Annotated in this window: 17 protein-coding genes; 14 read left to right on the forward strand and 3 right to left on the reverse strand. The window is 43.5% G+C overall.

All coding sequences use genetic code 11. From position 1 onward, the window contains the following. Positions 1-46: 46 nt before the first annotated feature. From LKE40_12850 to LKE40_12875, 6 genes are all read left to right on the forward strand, one after another. A complete protein-coding gene (locus LKE40_12850) occupies positions 47-715 on the forward strand; it encodes an aspartate/glutamate racemase family protein (GenBank protein MCH3918317.1) in 669 nt (222 codons plus the stop codon). A gap of 1 nt (position 716) precedes the next feature. Next, positions 717-1,628, forward strand: a complete 912-nt coding sequence (locus LKE40_12855; GenBank protein ID MCH3918318.1) for a sugar phosphate isomerase/epimerase — start codon at positions 717-719, stop codon at positions 1,626-1,628. Positions 1,629-2,035: 407 nt separating this feature from the next. Continuing rightward, positions 2,036-2,701: a cyclase family protein gene (locus LKE40_12860; GenBank protein ID MCH3918319.1), complete on the forward strand. Its 666-nt coding sequence runs from the start codon at positions 2,036-2,038 to the stop codon at positions 2,699-2,701. Positions 2,702-2,710: 9 nt separating this feature from the next. Further along, positions 2,711-3,211: a TRAP transporter small permease subunit gene (locus LKE40_12865; GenBank protein MCH3918320.1), complete on the forward strand. Its 501-nt coding sequence runs from the start codon at positions 2,711-2,713 to the stop codon at positions 3,209-3,211. After that, positions 3,204-4,481, forward strand: a complete 1,278-nt coding sequence (locus LKE40_12870; GenBank protein ID MCH3918321.1) for a TRAP transporter large permease — start codon at positions 3,204-3,206, stop codon at positions 4,479-4,481. The genes LKE40_12865 and LKE40_12870 overlap by 8 nt, the downstream gene beginning before the upstream one ends. Positions 4,482-4,513: 32 nt before the next feature. Beyond that, positions 4,514-5,488, forward strand: a complete 975-nt coding sequence (locus LKE40_12875) for a DctP family TRAP transporter solute-binding subunit (protein MCH3918322.1) — start codon at positions 4,514-4,516, stop codon at positions 5,486-5,488. 381 nt (positions 5,489-5,869) lie between these two features. Here the strand turns inward: LKE40_12875 and larA are convergent, their stop codons facing one another. After that, a complete protein-coding gene (gene larA, locus LKE40_12880) occupies positions 5,870-7,153 on the reverse strand; it encodes a nickel-dependent lactate racemase (GenBank protein MCH3918323.1) in 1,284 nt (427 codons plus the stop codon). A 420-nt stretch (positions 7,154-7,573) separates the two neighbouring features. On the opposite strand from larA, the gene LKE40_12885 reads away from it, so the two are divergent. From LKE40_12885 to LKE40_12905, 5 genes are read left to right on the forward strand one after another with little or no spacing between them, the layout of a single operon-like run. Beyond that, positions 7,574-8,584, forward strand: a complete 1,011-nt coding sequence (locus LKE40_12885; protein MCH3918324.1) for a 4-hydroxythreonine-4-phosphate dehydrogenase PdxA — start codon at positions 7,574-7,576, stop codon at positions 8,582-8,584. A 32-nt stretch (positions 8,585-8,616) separates the two neighbouring features. Continuing rightward, positions 8,617-9,591 carry a tripartite tricarboxylate transporter substrate binding protein gene (locus LKE40_12890; GenBank protein ID MCH3918325.1) on the forward strand — a complete coding sequence of 325 codons (975 nt, stop codon included), beginning with the start codon at positions 8,617-8,619 and terminating at the stop codon, positions 9,589-9,591. A gap of 43 nt (positions 9,592-9,634) precedes the next feature. Then, a complete protein-coding gene (locus tag LKE40_12895; GenBank protein ID MCH3918326.1) occupies positions 9,635-10,081 on the forward strand; it encodes a tripartite tricarboxylate transporter TctB family protein in 447 nt (148 codons plus the stop codon). Between the two features lie 19 nt (positions 10,082-10,100). Then, positions 10,101-11,615 carry a tripartite tricarboxylate transporter permease gene (locus LKE40_12900; GenBank protein ID MCH3918327.1) on the forward strand — a complete coding sequence of 505 codons (1,515 nt, stop codon included), beginning with the start codon at positions 10,101-10,103 and terminating at the stop codon, positions 11,613-11,615. Continuing rightward, positions 11,608-12,780: an amidohydrolase family protein gene (locus tag LKE40_12905; protein ID MCH3918328.1), complete on the forward strand. Its 1,173-nt coding sequence runs from the start codon at positions 11,608-11,610 to the stop codon at positions 12,778-12,780. The genes LKE40_12900 and LKE40_12905 overlap by 8 nt, the downstream gene beginning before the upstream one ends. Positions 12,781-13,301: 521 nt before the next feature. Here the strand turns inward: LKE40_12905 and LKE40_12910 are convergent. After that, positions 13,302-14,609 carry an ISL3 family transposase gene (locus LKE40_12910; GenBank protein MCH3918329.1) on the reverse strand — a complete coding sequence of 436 codons (1,308 nt, stop codon included), beginning with the start codon at positions 14,607-14,609 and terminating at the stop codon, positions 13,302-13,304. A gap of 285 nt (positions 14,610-14,894) precedes the next feature. Between LKE40_12910 and LKE40_12915 the strand changes: the two genes are divergently transcribed. The 3 genes from LKE40_12915 to LKE40_12925 all read left to right on the forward strand — a co-directional run bounded on the left by LKE40_12915 (position 14,895) and on the right by LKE40_12925 (position 17,526). Beyond that, positions 14,895-15,758: a sugar phosphate isomerase/epimerase gene (locus tag LKE40_12915; protein MCH3918330.1), complete on the forward strand. Its 864-nt coding sequence runs from the start codon at positions 14,895-14,897 to the stop codon at positions 15,756-15,758. Positions 15,759-15,771: 13 nt separating this feature from the next. Continuing rightward, positions 15,772-16,806: a LacI family DNA-binding transcriptional regulator gene (locus tag LKE40_12920; protein MCH3918331.1), complete on the forward strand. Its 1,035-nt coding sequence runs from the start codon at positions 15,772-15,774 to the stop codon at positions 16,804-16,806. 312 nt (positions 16,807-17,118) lie between these two features. Beyond that, positions 17,119-17,526, forward strand: a complete 408-nt coding sequence (locus tag LKE40_12925) for a hypothetical protein (protein MCH3918332.1) — start codon at positions 17,119-17,121, stop codon at positions 17,524-17,526. Positions 17,527-18,022: 496 nt separating this feature from the next. Here LKE40_12925 and LKE40_12930 read toward each other — a convergent pair whose 3' ends face one another. After that, complete coding sequence (locus tag LKE40_12930) at positions 18,023-18,493, reverse strand: transposase (GenBank protein MCH3918333.1); 471 nt, start codon at positions 18,491-18,493, stop codon at positions 18,023-18,025. Positions 18,494-18,497 lie beyond the last annotated feature (4 nt).

The raw sequence follows: 18,497 nt of genomic DNA on the forward strand, positions 1-18,497 counted from the left end.
TCTCCAGTACATAACTGGAGATTGATGTCAGAAAGGAGCAATTTATATGAAAAATATCGGACTTATCTATACGGTTCGGCCGGTCCTGGATAGTTTTGTCCCTCAATTGTCCAAATTGGTAAAAGGCCAGGTTGCCTATCACAATCTATTTGATGATTTCCTAGCTTCTGATCCCGGTCTGCGAGGATTTTTCAGCAAAGACAACAAGCTTCGTCTTTTCAACGATATCAGGAATATGGAGCTGGCAGGATCTGAACTGATTGTAGTCACTTGTTCCACCTTGACTCCGACTGTAGAAGAAATACGACCGTTCATACAAGTGCCTGTAATAGCCATCGACGATGCAATGTGTGAATTGGCAGTGAAATCAGGTAGCAGGATTAGAGTCATTGCTACAGCTCGTAGTACGGTTGAACCCACTGAACGGCATCTGCGTGCGACTGCGATTCAATGTGGTTTTTCCTTGCCCGAAATCACATCTTCTGATGATTCCGTGGCCTATGAAGCTATGAAGCGCGGAGACATGGAACTTCATGATAAACGAGTATTGCAGATGATTGCCGATACGTCTGGCTATGACGTCATTGTCCTTGCCCAGGCATCCATGGCACATTTGGCCGATCAGGGTAGCAAACTGTCTGGGATTCCTGTCCTTGGTTCCGTTCCGTCGTGTCAAGCGGCTATTGCCACTATGCTCAACAAGGAAGGTGATTGAAATGAAGGTGCCTATTCGTTCATACTGCAGGCTCGGTATTGTCCATTCCATGGCTTACCCTGAGGCTGCCCAAACTCCTTCATCGTTCATCCGGACCTTGCATCACCTCATGGAGAATCCATGGTTTGATATCATAGAACTGGGACAGTTGCCGTTTCCAGAACAAGAAGCTGCTGTGGTAAGAGACTTCGCCCAAGCCCATGTCGGCTGTACATACAGCGCACATGGAAGGCTTTTCAGAACAGGACTAAACATCAATTCCCTTGATGAAGCAGAACGGTTTCAGGCAATCCATGAACTTGAAACAGGAGTGGATGAGGCTTATAGTCTTGGAGCTTTGGATTTTCAGTTTCTGTCACGGGGATGGTCTCCTGATACTCTTGAAAAGCATTTGGCTGCTTTGGTTGATTCCACGATTACGATTTGCAGATATGTAGCAAAAAAAGGTCGGATGCCTGTAGTATTGGAGATATTTGACAAAGATATCGATAAATGTTCTCTTATCGGACCTGCTCCGTTAGCTGCGCGCTATGCCCAGGCTGTATGCCGGGAAGTGGATAACTTCGGACTGATGGTCGACTGTAGCCATATACCTATGTTGAGGGAGACGTTGGATGAAGCTATCGATCCTATACGACAATATATCCGGCATGCCCATATGGGCAATACATTGATTTCTGATCCTTTGAATCCTTGCTATGGTGATCTTCATCCCCGTTTTGGATATCCAGGCAGTGAAAATGATACGGAATATCTTGCTGCCTATCTGTCAAAGCTTTTGGAAATAGGATATCTCAATCCTGTTTCACGTCCTATTTTGAGCTTTGAGGTAAAACCGCGTCCTGATGAAGATTCAGAGCTTGTTATAGCCGGTTGCAAGAGAATTTTGGAAGAAGCTTGGCGGATGGTGTAGTGCAGACTTGTATGATGCTTTTCCTGAAATATTGAAGATGAAATTTCAAGCTGGTTTAATTGATGAAGCTATCTGAGGTCATTTTTATGGTTTTGTTGTGAAAATTGGCCCGAAGCTATGTGTTTTGTATGTAAGGTAGGAAAGAAATACCATTGAATCTGTTTATTTGAATGACGGTTGTTGTTTCATGAAACAATATTTGTAACATTGATAAAAAAATTATATTTTCCGTTGATTTGAATTTTAATAAAATATGATAAATAAATTCTGTTGAATGCAATAAATATTATGTTTAATAAAAAAATATAAAATTTTTTTACAGCAAACCGAACTTGGCACGGAATATGTTTATATGTGGTTAGCGTTGGAAATGGTTTTATCCAACCAGTAAAAGGAGAAATGACAAAGTGTATATTGATTTGAGTTGGCCAATCATCGAAAATCATTGGCGGTATCCAAAATTCCATAGGGAAGAGATTTCTTCATTTGAACGTGGAGACCTGTGGCAGATTACAGGATTCAATCTGGCTTCGCATTGGTTTTCCCACATTGATTTTCCACGTCATACAGGTGCTGAATTTCCAGACAGCACGGCTTTCCCTCTATCATATTTCAATGGGAAAGCTCAGGTCGTCAATCTTGTGTTACCTCAGGGATGTGCTGATCATGCTTATACAGCTGAGGAAATTGAAAAGGCAGTCAATGCCGGACCTCGGGCAAAGATTTTGTTGTTACGCACTGATTGGGGCGTACAAATGGATTGGAAAAGTGAGGATTTTTGGGATCATGCACCATATATAACGCCAGAAGGATTGTCATATATTGCATCCATATATCCTCAGACAGTGGCTTTTGATTTCCCTCAGGATTATGCAATCAGATTGCTGAAAGAACGTAAGGTTGGCCCTGAAGAACAGCCTTCGCACACTATATTGCTTCGAAACAATATTCTCTTGGTGGAGTATCTTGCCAATTTTGACAAAATTGGCAGTGACAGTTGTGAATTCATTTGTATGCCATTGCATTTGGAGCATATGGATGGTTGCCCTGTGCGCGCAGTTGCAAAGGTATAGGTCATGGTTATGGATGAAAAAAGATATGCTCACTTGGTTCATGGATTTAAAATTTTTCTCGGTATCCTCGTATTATTGTGGATTATTTTGGAAAATATAGTCATCGTTACCCGATATGTGCTTAAGGTGTCCATTCCTTGGAGCAATGAACTATTTATTCTCATGTTCGTCTGGTTTGTTTTTATTGGAGCTGCATTGGAGAGTATTGATGAAAAACATATAGCAATCACACTGTTGCATGATGCACTCAAGACATCTCGGTCAATTTGTATTTTGAAATTGGTCCAAGATATCTTGTTCATTGTATTTGTTGCCATTGTTTGCTATGAAAGCTGGAATGTTTGTTTGCTTCAATGTCATTCAGGGCAGATTACATCCATATTGAAATTGCCTGTTTATATTTCCACTATGTCTCTTTCAGTAGGATCAACAGCTTGGGTAGTCATTCTGTTGCAGAAAATTCGACTTGATCTAAAAGGAATAAAGGAAGGAGACAATATCCATGAGTAGTTTGTTAATGATTGTTTTCTTTTTGATTTTATTGCTGTTAGGGGTACCTGTTGTTGCTTCAATGGGACTTGCTGCAATTGGATATGTACTCGGTTTTATGAATTTACCTTTGAATATTGTTGCAAATCAGATGATGACCGGAGTTGGTTCTGTCCCTCTTATGGCAATACCTTTCTTTATCATTTCTGGTGCATTGATGGAATATGGGGGTATTTCGAGAAGAATCATTGGCTTTGCTGAAGCTTTGGTCGGGCATTTGCCTGGTGGAATGGGCCTTGTGGTTATCGTTGCCAGTGCGTTTTTTGCTGCCATGACTGGTTCTGGGGCTGCCTGTGTGGCTGCAATAGGTGGAATGATGATTCCTGCAATGACCAAGAACGGCTATGATATCGACTTCGCCTGTGCACTTCAGGCTTCTGGAGGTTCGCTTGGACCGATTATCCCACCAAGTATACTGATGGTATTATATAGTTGCAGTACAGGAAACTCTGTCGGTGATATGTTGCTTGCAGGACTTTTCCCTGGTCTGTTGATTGCAATTTTGATGATGATCCTTACCGTACTGATTTCAAAAAAAGAAGGATATAAAGGCAATGGTTCTTTTTCGATGAAAAAAGTCTGGCATAGTTTCAAAGAATCCATTTGGGCATTGCTGACACCAGTAATTATTTTGGGTGGGATCTATTCTGGTATATTTACCCCGACTGAAGCTGCTGCTGCCAGCTGTCTATATGCCATTGTCATCGGACTGTGGGTATATAAAGAATTAAAGTTCAAGGAACTTATGCAATGTCTTTATAATTCTTTGAAAAGTGTCGGAATGATTCTTAGCATTGTTGCTGTCACACAATTGTTCAGTTGGATTCTTACGCGACAAGGATTGCCTCAGATGATTGCACAGATGTGCACTCATATTTCCAATGATCCAAAAGTGTTCATGATTCTGGTAGGTATGGTGTTGCTTGTGGTCGGTTGTTTTCTCGATCCTGTTCCTGCCGTATTGATTTTTGCACCTATCCTCACTCCGGCAGCAAGTGCAATGGGTATTGATCCGATACAGTTTGGTGTAGTGATGGTGGTGACCTTTTGTATTGGTCTGATAACACCTCCTGTCGGCATGACACTTTTTGTTGCTTCGGGTATCGGTGAACGTCCTGTGATGTCGATAAGCAAGAAGATTTGGCCTTTTGTCCTTGTAATGTTATTTGCTGTCCTGTTATTGATTCTTTTCCCGCAAATCAGTCTGTGGTTACCACAGATGGCAAAATAAATAAGGAGCTCTATATGAAAAGAAAATGTATGATGATGTTGGTATTGCTTTGTGCTCTGCCGATGCTTTTCGCAAATGGAACAGGTGAAACAGAAAGTAAAAAAGGAATTGAACTTTCTGCTGCAACCGGTGGTATGTCTGCAAGTAGCCCAGCTGGAAGGGCTATGGCAAAATTTGCAGATAAGGTACAGGAATATTCGCAGGGTTCAGTGAATATAAAGGTTTTCTATGATACGACGTTAGGCAATGCGTCTTCGATGATCAACGGATTCCAACAGGGGACTGTTGACATCGGAGTGTGCGGTGATTCTTACTATTCAGGTCTGGTTCCTGAAATTCAAGCTTTTGAATTGCCATATGTCTTTGATTCACTTAAAGATGCCCGTACTGCTGTAGCAGGTAAAGCTGGCGATTATATCAAAGGTAAGTTACAACAGAAAGGAATACATCCTTTGACATTTTGGGAGATCGGTTTCAGAGAGCTGACAAACAATAAACGTCCAGTGACTGTGCCAGCTGATCTCAAAGGGATAAAATTACGCTGTTTGCCTGCAAGTTTCCAAGTCAAAGCCTGGGAGGCCGCAGGAGCGATTCCTGTACCGATGGATGTTTCCGAACTTTATTCATCTCTGCAGCAGGGCGTAGTTGATGGACAAGAAAATCCATTAAGCGAGATATATAACCAGCGATTTTATGAAGTGCAGAAGTATTTGTCTTTGACTGATCACGTGTATACACCGATGCTTTTTAGTATCAGTAACATTGCATGGGATAAACTTGATGCTTCTCAACAGGATGCACTTGTTAAAGCTGCAAAAGATGCTCAGAGTGAAGTGTATAAGATCAATGATGAGGAATCAACGATATTACTGAAAAAGATTGAAGATGCAGGGGTGAAGGTTGAACAACATCCTGACAAAGTAGCATTCAAGGCTGCCATGGCTCAATCCTTGGTATTATTTAAAAATGAATATGGTGATACAATGTTTACTTTAATGGGAAAATAACTGATATTGTTTCAGAGAAGGCATGGAAATTAGTTTTCTATGCCTTTTTTTTTACAAAATCTAAACAGAAATTTTGGCATGTTTAGGATTTAGCAAAAATTACTGTGAAAGGATTTCTCAGGTTATGACTCCGTCATCGAATCTAAATCGTTATTCTTGATTCCGACATTTCGAGAACTACCCGCTATCTTTTGTCCATTGCAATGTACTGGGGTTTGCATCGGTCTTGGTAAGCCTGGTATGAACTTTCACAGCAGACAGTGAATCAAGCCGATTCTTTTTTCAGCATAGGGGATTCGATAAAAATTCTATCGATTGGTTGAAATCATTGACTCACCGCAAAAACAGATTTAGAAATTATACTACATTTGGACAGCAGATCTAGGTATGGTTTTTACCGCTGACTATTACAGAGACGCCATCAGGGATTGCTATGATCTTTGCCTGAGGATTACCCACAATGTTTTCTGCCAGCTTCAATGCTTCTTCTATGCTGTGGGCCGGAATCATGTGCAAAGCACGTACCATGTCGTCGGGAGCTTCCGATATGTAGATGACCGTTGCTTTCTGCAAAATCCTGATGAAGATCTGTGTCTGCCATTGATCGGGGACGGTAGCTGTACGGTCCCTGTCCATGAACAGTCTGAGTGTCTTGCTGATATCTGGTTCATCTGCCATTTGGTGATAGAAAGCATCTCCACCGGTACCATCGTTTGACCGTGCAAGCATAATGATGACTCCTGATTTAGTTACTGCAGCTTCAGCGGCGGTCATCCCCTTGACGGCTTGGTAGATATTCTGGTCAAGTGGATAACCACCGTTGGTGGAGATGACTATCGGGGCTGGAGTTGTTTCAACCTTGCACATGTTGCTCAGAAACCGACAACCTACCTCATGTGCTGCTTCCGTATCTCCTGCGACTGCATATATGGGAGATTTGCTAGCATCTATGACCACGTTGACGATGAAGGCTAACTTCGCCTTGCGGGCGGCCCAGACCATGTCCTTATGTATCAAGTTACCTTCCAGAATTCCTGTCCTGGAATGGGAATCTGCAATGAATTCTGAGCAATGGTTGGCCAGTACCGTCGTCCTAGAGGCAACGCCAGGCAGGACACTCTTCCGTGATCCTGAGTATCCGGCAAAGAAGTGAGGTTCTATGAATCCTTCGGATACCAACAGGTCAGCCTCGACGGCCAACCTGTTGATCAGGCAGGTACCGCCGCTTGGCAGTGTACCGATGTCAACTACAGGAGAAGTATCACAGTCATGGATAACAATTTGTTCTTTGTCGACTATTTCTCTCCCAAATTTAGCAATTAGTTCTTGTTTTGTCGTTCCACGATGACAACCGGTTGCAATCAATATGGTAATTTTAGCTTTAGGATTGCCTTTGCGTATTTCCCTTAACATTGCAGGCATGATAAGTTTGCTTGGTACTGGCCTAGTATGATCACTGGCCAACAGAACGATGTGCTGGCGATTTTCTGAGAGTTCACACAGCTTCTTGCTGCCGATAGGATGTTCCAAGGCTTCATTGATAAGTTCCTGTGGGGAAGCCGGTGCCTTGTATTTGTGCAGGGGTGATACCAAGATGTCCTGTATCCTGTCTTCAGGGATGTCGGCATGGATTTTGCTTTGTCCGAAAGGAAAGTCAATAGTCATGTATGCTACCTCTTATTTTTTTTGTATACAGTATACAATATACTTCAATAGTAATTCTTTGTGATTCTTTGTTCAAGATGAAATTGAATGTTTTCCAGAGCTGTAAGTTCCTGACTGAAGTGTTTCATTGGTCTGTTTGTGGTCTCAAATGAACAGCAATTGAAACAGACGGGTAAGCATTTTATTCAAAATCAAATGAGATGTATTGTAAATAAAATTTTTTTCCCATGCTAATTGCTTATTGTATGCTAATTACGTAGAAATATTTTATTAACAAACAGAATGGTCGTTTCTTCTATGAATTTTGGCATGGAAGTTGCTTGGAAAATGTTGCGGATGAAGTGCTGTTGGATGTGGGATACTGTACCTAAGCTGATGAGATTCGTCCGTTTCATATTTGACATAAGGAGATTTCAGAGTATGAATGAAAAACCTGTTCTAGGTATATTGCTCGGCGATGCTGCCGGTGTCGGTTCAGAGATACTTGCTAAATTAGCTTCTTCCCATTTCTTCGATGCATATTGCAGGCCTCTGTTCATCGGTGATATACGTGTTATGCAAAGAGGATTCGATGTTATAGGAAAAACTTCATGCATCAAGGCAATTGAGGATGCTCGTGAGGCTTCATGGGACCAAGAGGGGTTTTATCCTCTCTTGAATCGAAAAAATGTTGATCCTTGTAAGGTTCCATTCGGGAAGGTATCTCTTATTGCAGGACGTGCCTGTATCGATATGCTGGCGACAGCAGTGCAGTTGAGCAAAGAAAAACTGATTGCAGGATTTTGCTTCGTTCCTTTGAACAAAGCTGGCTTGCGTGAAGCTGGCTGCCTTTATGAAAGTGAACATCATTTTCTTGCTCATGCCTTTGGCGTGACCGGGCCTTTCGGTGAGATAAATGTCGTCGATGACTTATGGTCCACAAGAACAACCAGCCATATTCCCATCAAGGATGTGAGTAGCAGCCTTTCTGTTGAAAGGATTGACAATTCGATTTTCCTGTGCAATGAAGCCTTGAAATCGAGTGGAGTCAAGAAACCTAGGATTGCCATCTGCGCCTTGAATCCTCATTGTGGCGAGAACGGTAAGTGTGGCACCGAAGAAATTGAGATTATTACACCAGCCATTGAAAAAGCAGAAGCTATGGGTATTGATGTTACAGGACCTTATTCTTCTGATATTACGTTCATCAAGGCCTTCAAAGGTGATTTTGACGGGGTCGTGACTATGTATCATGACCAAGGACAGATTGCACTCAAACTCAAAGGTTTTGACCAAGGCATAACGATTGCAGGGGGGATGCCTGTGCCGATTGCAACCTGTGCTCATGGAACAGCCTATGATATAGCTGGAACTGGGGTTGTCAATCCTCATGCATTTGAGAATGCAGTCAGGATGGTAAGTCGAATGGCTGAGCATCTTGCACAAGAATAAAAGGAAAAAGGAAAAAACAAAAGGAGAAAACAATGAAAAAGATTTTTTTGAGTTTGATTATTGCCAGTGTATGCAGCTTTACTTTGATGGCAAATGGTACTGCGGAGGTCAATCACAGTTATCCTACGAAACCTGTTAAGATTGTGGTTCCCTATGGTGCAGGCGGAGGTTCAGACATTACAATTCGTTTGCTTGCAAAATATATGGAACCGACCCTTGGCCAAAATATTGTCATACAAAATGTAAGCGGTGGCAGTGGAACCATTGGGTGGACTCAGGTCTCTGAAGCAAAACCAGATGGATATACACTTAGTTATGGGGATTGCCTGATGTCCAATGGTCAACTTTTGTTTAAGGGAATTACCTATGATAATACATCCTTTACTCCTATTGCCATGTATGCCAATGACCCTCATATCATCGTTGTTTCAAAGAATTCGGGTATTACAAGCTTCCAGCAGTTGGTTGAATATGTAAAACAGCATCCGGGTCAGGTAACTTTCGGACTTGGTGGGGCCTGGACCAGCCATGATTTCTTAAGGCTGAGTTTGGAAGAAGCCACTGGGATTTCATTCAAGAGGATGGTATTCCAGAGTGGTGCACTGGCAGTCACTGCCGTTGCAGGTGGCAATTGTATGGTAGCTGTACCATTCGTAAGTGAGGCCCTTGCACAGATTGAGGCTGGCAATGTCATTCCTTTAGCTGTATCGAGTGTAAAGAGGATTGATGTAGCCCCTCAGATTCCAACTATCAAAGAATGTGGCGTTGACTATACGCATACAATGTGGAGAGGTATCATTGCTCCGGCTGGGTTACCGGATAATATAATTCATACTGTGGATACTGCAATTGGAAAAGCTTTTGATAATCCTGAATATATCAAAGCTGCAAAAAATGCTGGTTCTTTCCCAGAGTATATGGGATATGACCAATTCCATGACTATTTCAATCAGAATCATGAAACGTATAAAGCATTGATTACAAAAGCATTAAGTGAAACCAACTAATTGTTTTTTGAAAACGGCCGATAATTTATCTGGCCGTTTTCTGATGAAGAAAGGAGAAAAATCGATGGGAAAACTTAATGGTAACAGATTGTTTATCTTGGCATTCATCGGACTGCTTGTTGCCTTTGCAACGCAATTGCCGGCAATGCCTGCAACTGCTGCACACTATCCTTTGGTATTATTGATAGCTAGTTTTGTCCTTTCCTTATGGTTGTTGTTCGATAAACAAAAAGAAGAACAGCATCTGGACTCTTGGTGTGTAATTCATGTCTGTGTGTTTGCATTGGCTGTTATAGCATATATTTTTCTAATGTCATATATCGGCTATGTGATTTCTACCTTGCTGTTTTTGTTTTCTAGTCTTTTATATCTGAAAATACCTAGTAAGAAAGTGCTATTTATTTTTCCTGTAGTCGTTACTCTGTTGCTCTATATATTTTTTACCGATGTCCTCAATGTCTATTTACCGGCTGGACATATATTTTCTTGAGTGTTTTTTCGGGAGCGTTATGATGATTCACAACATTCTTTTGGGCTTGTCTGGGGTATTTACCATACAAAATTTCTTTTTTATGGTACTTGGTATTATCATTGGAATTATTTTTGGCGCGTTGCCTGGTTTCAGTGCAACGATGGGCGTGGCTGTCTTTGTACCATTTTCATATGTGCTTTCTTCGGGTGCCGCAATGTTGTTGTTGTCAGGAATATACTGTGGTGGTGTGTATGGAGGTTCGATTCCTGCTGTTTTGATTGGCATCCCTGGTACTCCTGCAAGCGTACCGACTGCTATAGATGGCAGGCCTATGGTCGAAAGAGGCGAAAGTGGCAGGGCTTTATCCTTGGTTACTATGGCATCGGCTTTTGGAGGATTCATTTCTTCGTTGGCTTTGCTTTTTGGGGCACCTCTCTTGGCAATCGTTGCCATGAAAGTAGGACCTCCGGAACAAATGATGATAGCAATCTTTGGGTTGTCTGTAGTCTCTACGCTCAGTGAACATAATATGAAGAAAGGACTGTTCGTTTGCTTTGTTTCGTTATTGATTGCAACGGTCGGACAAGATCCTGTCCTTGGTTTTCCACGTTTTACTTTTGGCAATTATCAATTATCAAGTGGCTTTGAAATTGTTTCTGTGTTGATTGGCTTATTCAGCATGCCTGAAGTGTTTAGAATGATTGAGAGCTTACATGAAGAGAATAAACAGAAACAAGCTCATATAAGCAAAATGAGTTTTTCTGTTTTTGAAGTATTCAGTAATCTCCGTAATTTACTTAGATCAACCTTTTTGGGAATAGGTATAGGTATCATTCCGGCAGCAGGTCCTGACATTGCCTCTTTCCTTTCTTATAACCAAGCAAAGCAAGCCAGTACCCATCCTGAAAAGTTCGGTCATGGATCTTCTGAAGGCATTATTGCGAGTGAGGCAGCAAACAATGGTGTTACCGGAGGTTCGCTCATTCCTTTATTGACGCTGGGTATTCCTGGGAGTGCTCCTGCAGCGATTTTTCTTGGTGCTTTGATCATTCATGGTCTACGTCCGGGCCCTTTGCTTTTTAGTGCCCACGCTGGTGAAGTGTATACACTTCTGGTAGGCTTTGCGATAATTAACATTTTGTTGTATTTCCTTGGTATGTTATTTTGCCGTTTTGCTGGCAAAGTCTTGGTTATTCCAAAACAAATCCTGATAGTGATTATTGTAACATTGGCTACGGTTGGTTCGTTTTCTATTCAACAGAATTTTGTTGATGTTATTACGATGTATGGTGCCGGAATCATTGGCTATTTTATGACAAAATATGACTATCCTCTTTCTCCTGTAGCGCTTGGCTTGTTGTTGGGGCCTATGCTTGAGGAAGCCATCAAGCTGACTGGTACGATGTATAGCAATTTTGCACTGATTTTTACTAGACCTTTGACTGATGTATTTCTTTTCTTCATTATCCTTTCCTTTGCTTGGCCTGTCCTACGTAACTATTTGTCACATAGAAAGAAATGTGCAAGTGCTGAGGGGGGTTGCAATGATTAGGTTGTTTGTTGCACATTTGCTTGCAGGAGCTGATCTACATCTTGAAACTAATAAAATACTTACCATTGAGGGAAAAACAATTACATCTATTCTTCCCGGAACTGCTGATTCTGCTGATGTTGTATTGCCGTCTTCGGTGACATTGCTTCCGGGGTTGATAGATTGTCATTCCCATCTTGCATTGGATGCTCGGATTCCTGGACACCTGGACATGATGGATGATGCTGAATCTGTACAAACACTTCGGGCTCTGAGAGCCATAAAAGATGATCTGTACCATGGTATAACGGGTCTGAGATGTATGGGTGATCGATATTATCTTGACATTGTCCTGAGAGACAGTGCTACATGCGAAGACATCATAGCTCCTTGGATGCAGGTTTCAGGTATTGGTATGAAGGGGATACATGGACATGGTTATGTCGGCAGGGCTTTTTCAGGGGTCGAAGAATTCAGGAAGCAGGCTCGTGAAAACTTGCATCATGGTGTTGATTGGTTGAAAATTTTTGTTACTTCTGGAACTCCAAGTGAACATATTGACTGGTATCTCAGTAGGGAAGAGATCCGAGCTGTTATCGATGAAGCTTATAGTTGTGGCATAAAGACTTCTGCTCATTGCATAGGAGGGCAAGGACTGCAATACTGTGTTGAAGAAGGTATTTCTGTTCTTGACCATTGCTATTGGGTTGATGAACACAACATTGAATTAATTATGAAGAGTAATTCAACGGTATGTTTTACACCCGGTATTTTCATGGATGATTTAAGATTACCCATGTGTCCTGCCGCTCATGTTGAGAAAGTGAAATACTATCGGGCGGAAGTAGAGAAAAGGCTGTCAAGATTGGTTGCTGCAAAACCTCGATTTGTGGTTGGAAGCGATGCCAACCATGGCTTACTTTGGAAAGACGTTAATTATATGGTACAATTAGGAATGTCTGAAAAGGAAGCAATCAAGGGCGTGACCGTATATGCTGCACATTTGATGGAGCGAAAAACTGGGCAACTTACCTCAGGCTATGATGCTGATATGATTGCTGTGGATGATAATCCACTTAAGAATGTCGCTTGTTTGGAACATGTTCGCTTTGTTTGTAAGGGAGGACGAATAATCCGCTGTGATTTTTCTACGACAAGTTCAGACCGATGTGCTGGTGAAATTTGATTCTTTGAGTGTTTAATTTATTTGTCAATCAATATTGTTGCTTATCTTTTTCCGAAGGAAAGAGTGAGTATTTCACTGTTATCGATATCCGTATCCACTCGATTTTATGGGTTGAAGTCTGTTTTATGTTTAACTCTATGCATCTGAATCTCCATGACTGCAGCTGGAAAGATTCCTGTCATATGTTTTAGATATAGGCGGTTTTCCTTGTGCTTGGGGTGCATAAGCTGGACCAGTACTGATTTTACCTTTGAAGAGGCTGAGATACGACAAAGTATAGCTTATCCGACGGAATATAGCTTGCATGCTTAATCCTTGATATTGAGTTTATTCGCCAATACTTTTCCCTAATCAGAGGATTAATGCCGATATTTTAGAACCCTGGTTTCGATAGAAGTGTTTATTTCAAACCTAGCAATAGAAATAAACGTCTGAGAACTGATTTTATCTTTCTGCGATGCAATTATTTTTCTTGACCAGGTACAATAAAAGTGGCCTTTCGCTGTTTGTAGTGGGTAGCTCTACATGATTGGCTGTAGGGGGAGTGACAATTCTCCACAGACGAAGTAGATCATATTCATGAAGTTCCTCATGTTCTTGAAGCCTCTTGCACGGCTCTTGATGATGCTTATCTTCGAGTTGAATCCCTCCAGGATGGCATTTGTCCTCAAGGTCAGGAAGTAGTTGAGAATCTCGACTGCGTTCCTTGTAAGGCACGCTGCAAACTTGCGCATCTCCATGACCGTGGAGTTCGCGAACTTGATGGCCAACTGCTCAAAGGCTGATACCATGTCCTCATCATAGGCCTTGTGGGTCTCATAGAAATCCTGCAACTCAAGACGGCAACTGTAGGCCTGGACCGTGTCCAGGTACTCGACCTGGAGCAACTGGTCGAGTCTATCCCGTTGCTTGTCGGTGAGGTTGCCGGGGTTCTTCAGCCAAATGTACCGCGTCTCTTTCAGCGCCTTGGTCTTCTCATTGTCCTTGCAACGCAGCTCCCGCTTGCGGGTGTTGTCCACTGCCTCCGAGCAATTCTTGATCACATGGAACTTGTCCACGGTGACGACGGCGTTCGGGAAGCTTTCCCCCATGGCGCTGCGGAAGCCGTGGATCATGTCGCTGGTCGCCACCTTCACCTGTTCAGGCTTGCCGTGCTTATCCTTGAAATGCTCCAGGAAGCGCAGCACGGCAGCCTTGTCTTTTCCTTCCGTCACAAAGAGAACCCTTGCTTTCCCCACCTGCCTGCGCCTACCCGCCTCATCGGTGACGACGTCCGGGTGGGACAGGAACACCGTTATGTAGTTGTGCCCCTTGTGGCTGTACTCATCCACCCCTATCGCACTGACATCCGAGAAATCCTGGCCGTTGAGGGCCTCCTCCACATGGTAGTCTATCAGACGCCACAGCTTGGTGTCGTGCTCGCCGATTTCCCGGGCAACCGTCCTGACCGGCATGTGCTTCACAAGGGTGAGCACCACGCCCTCCATCATCAGCGTGAACCCGCTGCCGCTTCGGGCCCAGGGAACATCAACGGTCCTCACCTTGCCGTCGGGCGTGATGATCCTGGGAACCCTCGCCGTGATGTAGCAGCGATACTGGAAGAAATTGAGGTGCCTCCAGGTTCTCTCCCGGGTGTCGTGGACCTTGCATGCCTGCTCAAATCCTGCTGGGTATGGGAAGCTCGCACCTTCTGCGAAATCGACCCTTATGTGCAGTTCCATTAATGAGGGGTTTTTATTGGCAGGCTCCATCTCGATTGATGTGATGCGCCAGGGTTCCTCTATGTTCAGTCCAAGGGCGAAAAGTTTCTGGAAATGCGGGTCAATCATCTGCTTTGCTCCTTGCTCTAAACATAGCAGAACACCACCTAATTTTGAATACTCGTTTGGGTCTTACCCACTAGGAATAGCGAATAGCCATAAAAGTTTTACAATAGCATTTGCGTGTGCGGACACGTTATACGGTAATGTATATTGTATATTATCAGAATGTAGGTGCTTGCCAATATGAATTATGAAAATCAGGGGATTTAGTTGTCCTTGCTTTTAGGAGCAGGATGTATCATCAAGAAGTCGTTTTTATTTGTTACATTGAATATACAAAAGGAGAATTTTATGAAACTAGGATTTAATGAAGGCTGTGACCGCTTCTGCAAGGATCACTCAGTCATGAAAGACTTGGAATACTGTGAGAAGTATGGATTTGAATTCATCGATGTACAGTCATGGTGCTTGGAAAAGGATCTGGAAGCAAAGAAATACAAATTGGAGGATTTGGCTGACTATTTTAAGACACACAAAATCAAGATGCTATCCTACAATGCACTGGAAGGATTCAACATGAAGCAGACAACAGACGAGAAGGAAGCTGTCATGAGTAAGCTTGATGAGATCATCAGACGTTGCAACATACTCGGTTGCAAGATGATCGTAGTCGTACCTACGCAGAACATCACCTACAAAGCTACCAGAACTGAGATAAGGGAAGATGCCGTAGCCGTACTCAGAGAAATGGTAGAGAAGTGCAAGCCCTTTGGTATCAAGCTTTCCCTTGAGTTCTGTGGATGCCCTGGCATGACCATCAATCGGTTTGAAGATGCCTATGCAATTGCCGAGGAAGTAGATTCACCTTTTGTCGGGCTTACGCTAGACCAGTATCATTTCCATGCAATGGGATCTTGCTGGCAGGACCTGGAAAAAGCAGACGGCAGCAAGATATTCATCTGGCATCTCAACGGCATGGAGGATATGCCATGCGGCGCAGCCTACAATACCGATGAGATCCGGTTATGGCCTGGAGATGAGGGAGATTGCCTTGACCATGGACGATATGCCAGGACATTGAAAAAGATCGGTTTTACCGGTAATGTCTGTACTGTAGAAGTATTCAGACCGGCTTACTATCTGCTGAGTCAAGAAGAAAACGTAAGGATTGCAGCAGCAAAGACAAAGGCTCACGTCGAAAAATACTGCAGATAAAGGATATCGGTTGATGGCCGTCACTATTCAGGAAATAGCAGAGAAAGCACATGTTTCGCGTGGTACGGTAGACCGTGCCCTTAACAACAGGAAAGGGGTCAATCCGGAAGTTGCGGACCATGTGAGGGCAATTGCAAAAGAATTGGGCTATACTCCAGATATTGCAGCGAAGTCACTTGCAAACAGGAGATACCATCGGAAAAAGATAGGTATACTTGCCTTTTCTGATGCAAGGCCTCTTTTCGGCATGCTGCAGGACGGTATACGTGACGGCTTGAAGATGTACAAGGACCTTGGGTTCAGAATCGAACTTGTTGTCCAACGCGACTATGATCCAGAGGAGCAGGTTCGTCTTATTGACCAGCTGATGGCACGGCATATAGACGGACTTGCACTTACACCGATCAATGATGTACAGGTCAGGACGAAACTCCAGGAGCTGGAAGCAAAGCATATTCCCATTGTCTGCATGAATACCAGTATCGAAGAAGTACATTACTTGGCTTATGTCGGCTGTGACTACTTGAAGACCGGCTACGTCGGTGCGGATTTGTTCGGCTTCCTTGCCCATGGAGAGAAAGAAGAGATTGCGGTTATAGCTGGTTCCCGCGAGAACCTTGGAGTAGAAGAACGCGTCAAAGGCTTTCTGGAAAATATCAGATTGAACTATCCAAACCTCCAGGTCATTGAAGTCCTTCATAATGATGAAAATGGTGAGCTTTCCTACAAGATGACCAAGCAGCTGCTGCAAAGGCATGCAGATGTCAGAAACATCTGCTATGCAGGTCCTTTCCCTGGAAAGGGAATTCAGGCAATCATCGATGAAAGAGGTAAGAATGACCTGCATATCATCACATATGATGAAACTGCCGACATAAAACAATTGCTCAAAGACGGGCTGACTATTGCTACGATAGGCCAGGATCCCTATGCACAGGGATTCAATGGTATCCAGATCCTATGTAATTATCTTTTGACAGGTGCAACCTGTTCCCCCGTCCAGCAGTTAACCCAAATCGTCGTCCTTATGAAGAATTGCCTACCATAGGAACTATATTGTAATTCACGATACATCCTTTTGCATTTGCTAATAGTAAATTATTTGCATTGGTGGCAATATACCGTTGTTCAACAATAGCATCATACCTGTTTCATTTTTATTATGATAGTTTGACATGTAATTAGATCAAGTTGCAATTTCTGTTTCACTGATTATTTGATTTATTGTTTCAAAATGGATACGAATAAGTAGCTTTTTATTTTTGTTATTTGAGTTTTTTTACAAAAATAAAATATATATCTGAAGTTTCGCAGTTGATCAGGCACTCGCTTTCAGGTTCTCTCCGAGGGCATCGGGAAGGTGCTTCAGGAAGATATCCATCAGCCTTGTCCTGTCCGGCTCAGAAAGACAGAAGGACTGTGCAATGTCATCGAAGACGGCCCTGATAATGAGGGCCAGAGCCGCCTGAGCGGAGATGTCCGCCAGCTGGTCGCACATGTAGAAGAACAGCTCGCCGATCGTCCTTTCGTCAACATCGCTGCGTTCCATGACGGCCAGCATCATGTACTGGATGAGGACCAGGGAGACATAGCTGACGATGCTGCCGTAGTGGCGGCACTGGCAGCCCTTGGTGATGTGCAGCACGTTCTTGCAGACCTTGTAGAATACCTCCGTCGATTATCCCGTTTGCGGAATAAGAGATCTTATTCCGTAATTCTGAATTATTCCGCAAAAGTAGCTAAAATGGCATTTGAACACATAGGATAGAAATCAACACCAGAAAATACGGAATAATTCTGCAGCGAAAAACACCCATGCTGTCATTCTTCCATTCCAAGAAAGGAGGAATGCAATGCACGGAGATGATTCCAGGAAAGCAACGGGCATCGTCACAGAGTATTATGCCCATCATGATTATTCTGAAAGCCGACGGGATGCCGTCATTGCTACGTTCTGAAAAATCATCACGACATACATCCCGAATTCCCGAAAATTTATATCCAATCCATACAAATGTTGAAATAACAACCTGTTTTGTCTATCCGGGTATTGCCATGCAGAGGTGACGACCACCATGGCGTACATAAAACCGGACCAGGAGAAATTGCGGAAAGCCGTCGGACAGTCTCCGTCGGTCCAGGAATTGTCCGGCAAGGACAAGAGGGACTATGAAGAACTCAAGGCAAGGATGTGCGGCATACGCTGATGGAATTATTCCGCATCTTCTCTTCCGGAAGTTGGCTACGGCATCCCGTTCGCTGTTTCAGGCCGTTTTGCGGAATAATTCAGGATTACGGGATAACGTCGTCCACCTTCTCGAGTATAGGTGGCAGATGTCCTCGTCGCTGAGCGAGGTGTCGGTGCAGAGGATGACGAGCCAGTCCTTGCGGTTGGCACGGTGAGAGACGAAGACCATCCTGGCCGGTATCCTGGTGGTCGTTCCGTCCTTGCCGAATACCACGGTGATGTCGGCCCAGAGCCTTATGTGGGCCAGTCCCCTGCGCTTCCTGCTGTGGCTGTAAATGTACTTGTCGCTCACCATCTTCCCCTGCCATTCGAAGTGTATCCTTGAGGACTTCTTCACCATCCCGACGACGTTGTAGCCCATTGCGTGTATCTTGGTCACCAGCCCCGGCATGGTGGGCCATGAGTCGAAGAGCACGTAGCCGGCCTCTATGCCGTTGCGCCTTGCCAGCGACAGCATGTCCAGGGCCACCTCGGGGGCCTTCTTCACCGAT

It is taken from the genome of Spirochaetia bacterium (assembly GCA_022482625.1).
Classification (GTDB): Bacteria; Spirochaetota; Spirochaetia; order Sphaerochaetales; family Sphaerochaetaceae; genus Pleomorphochaeta.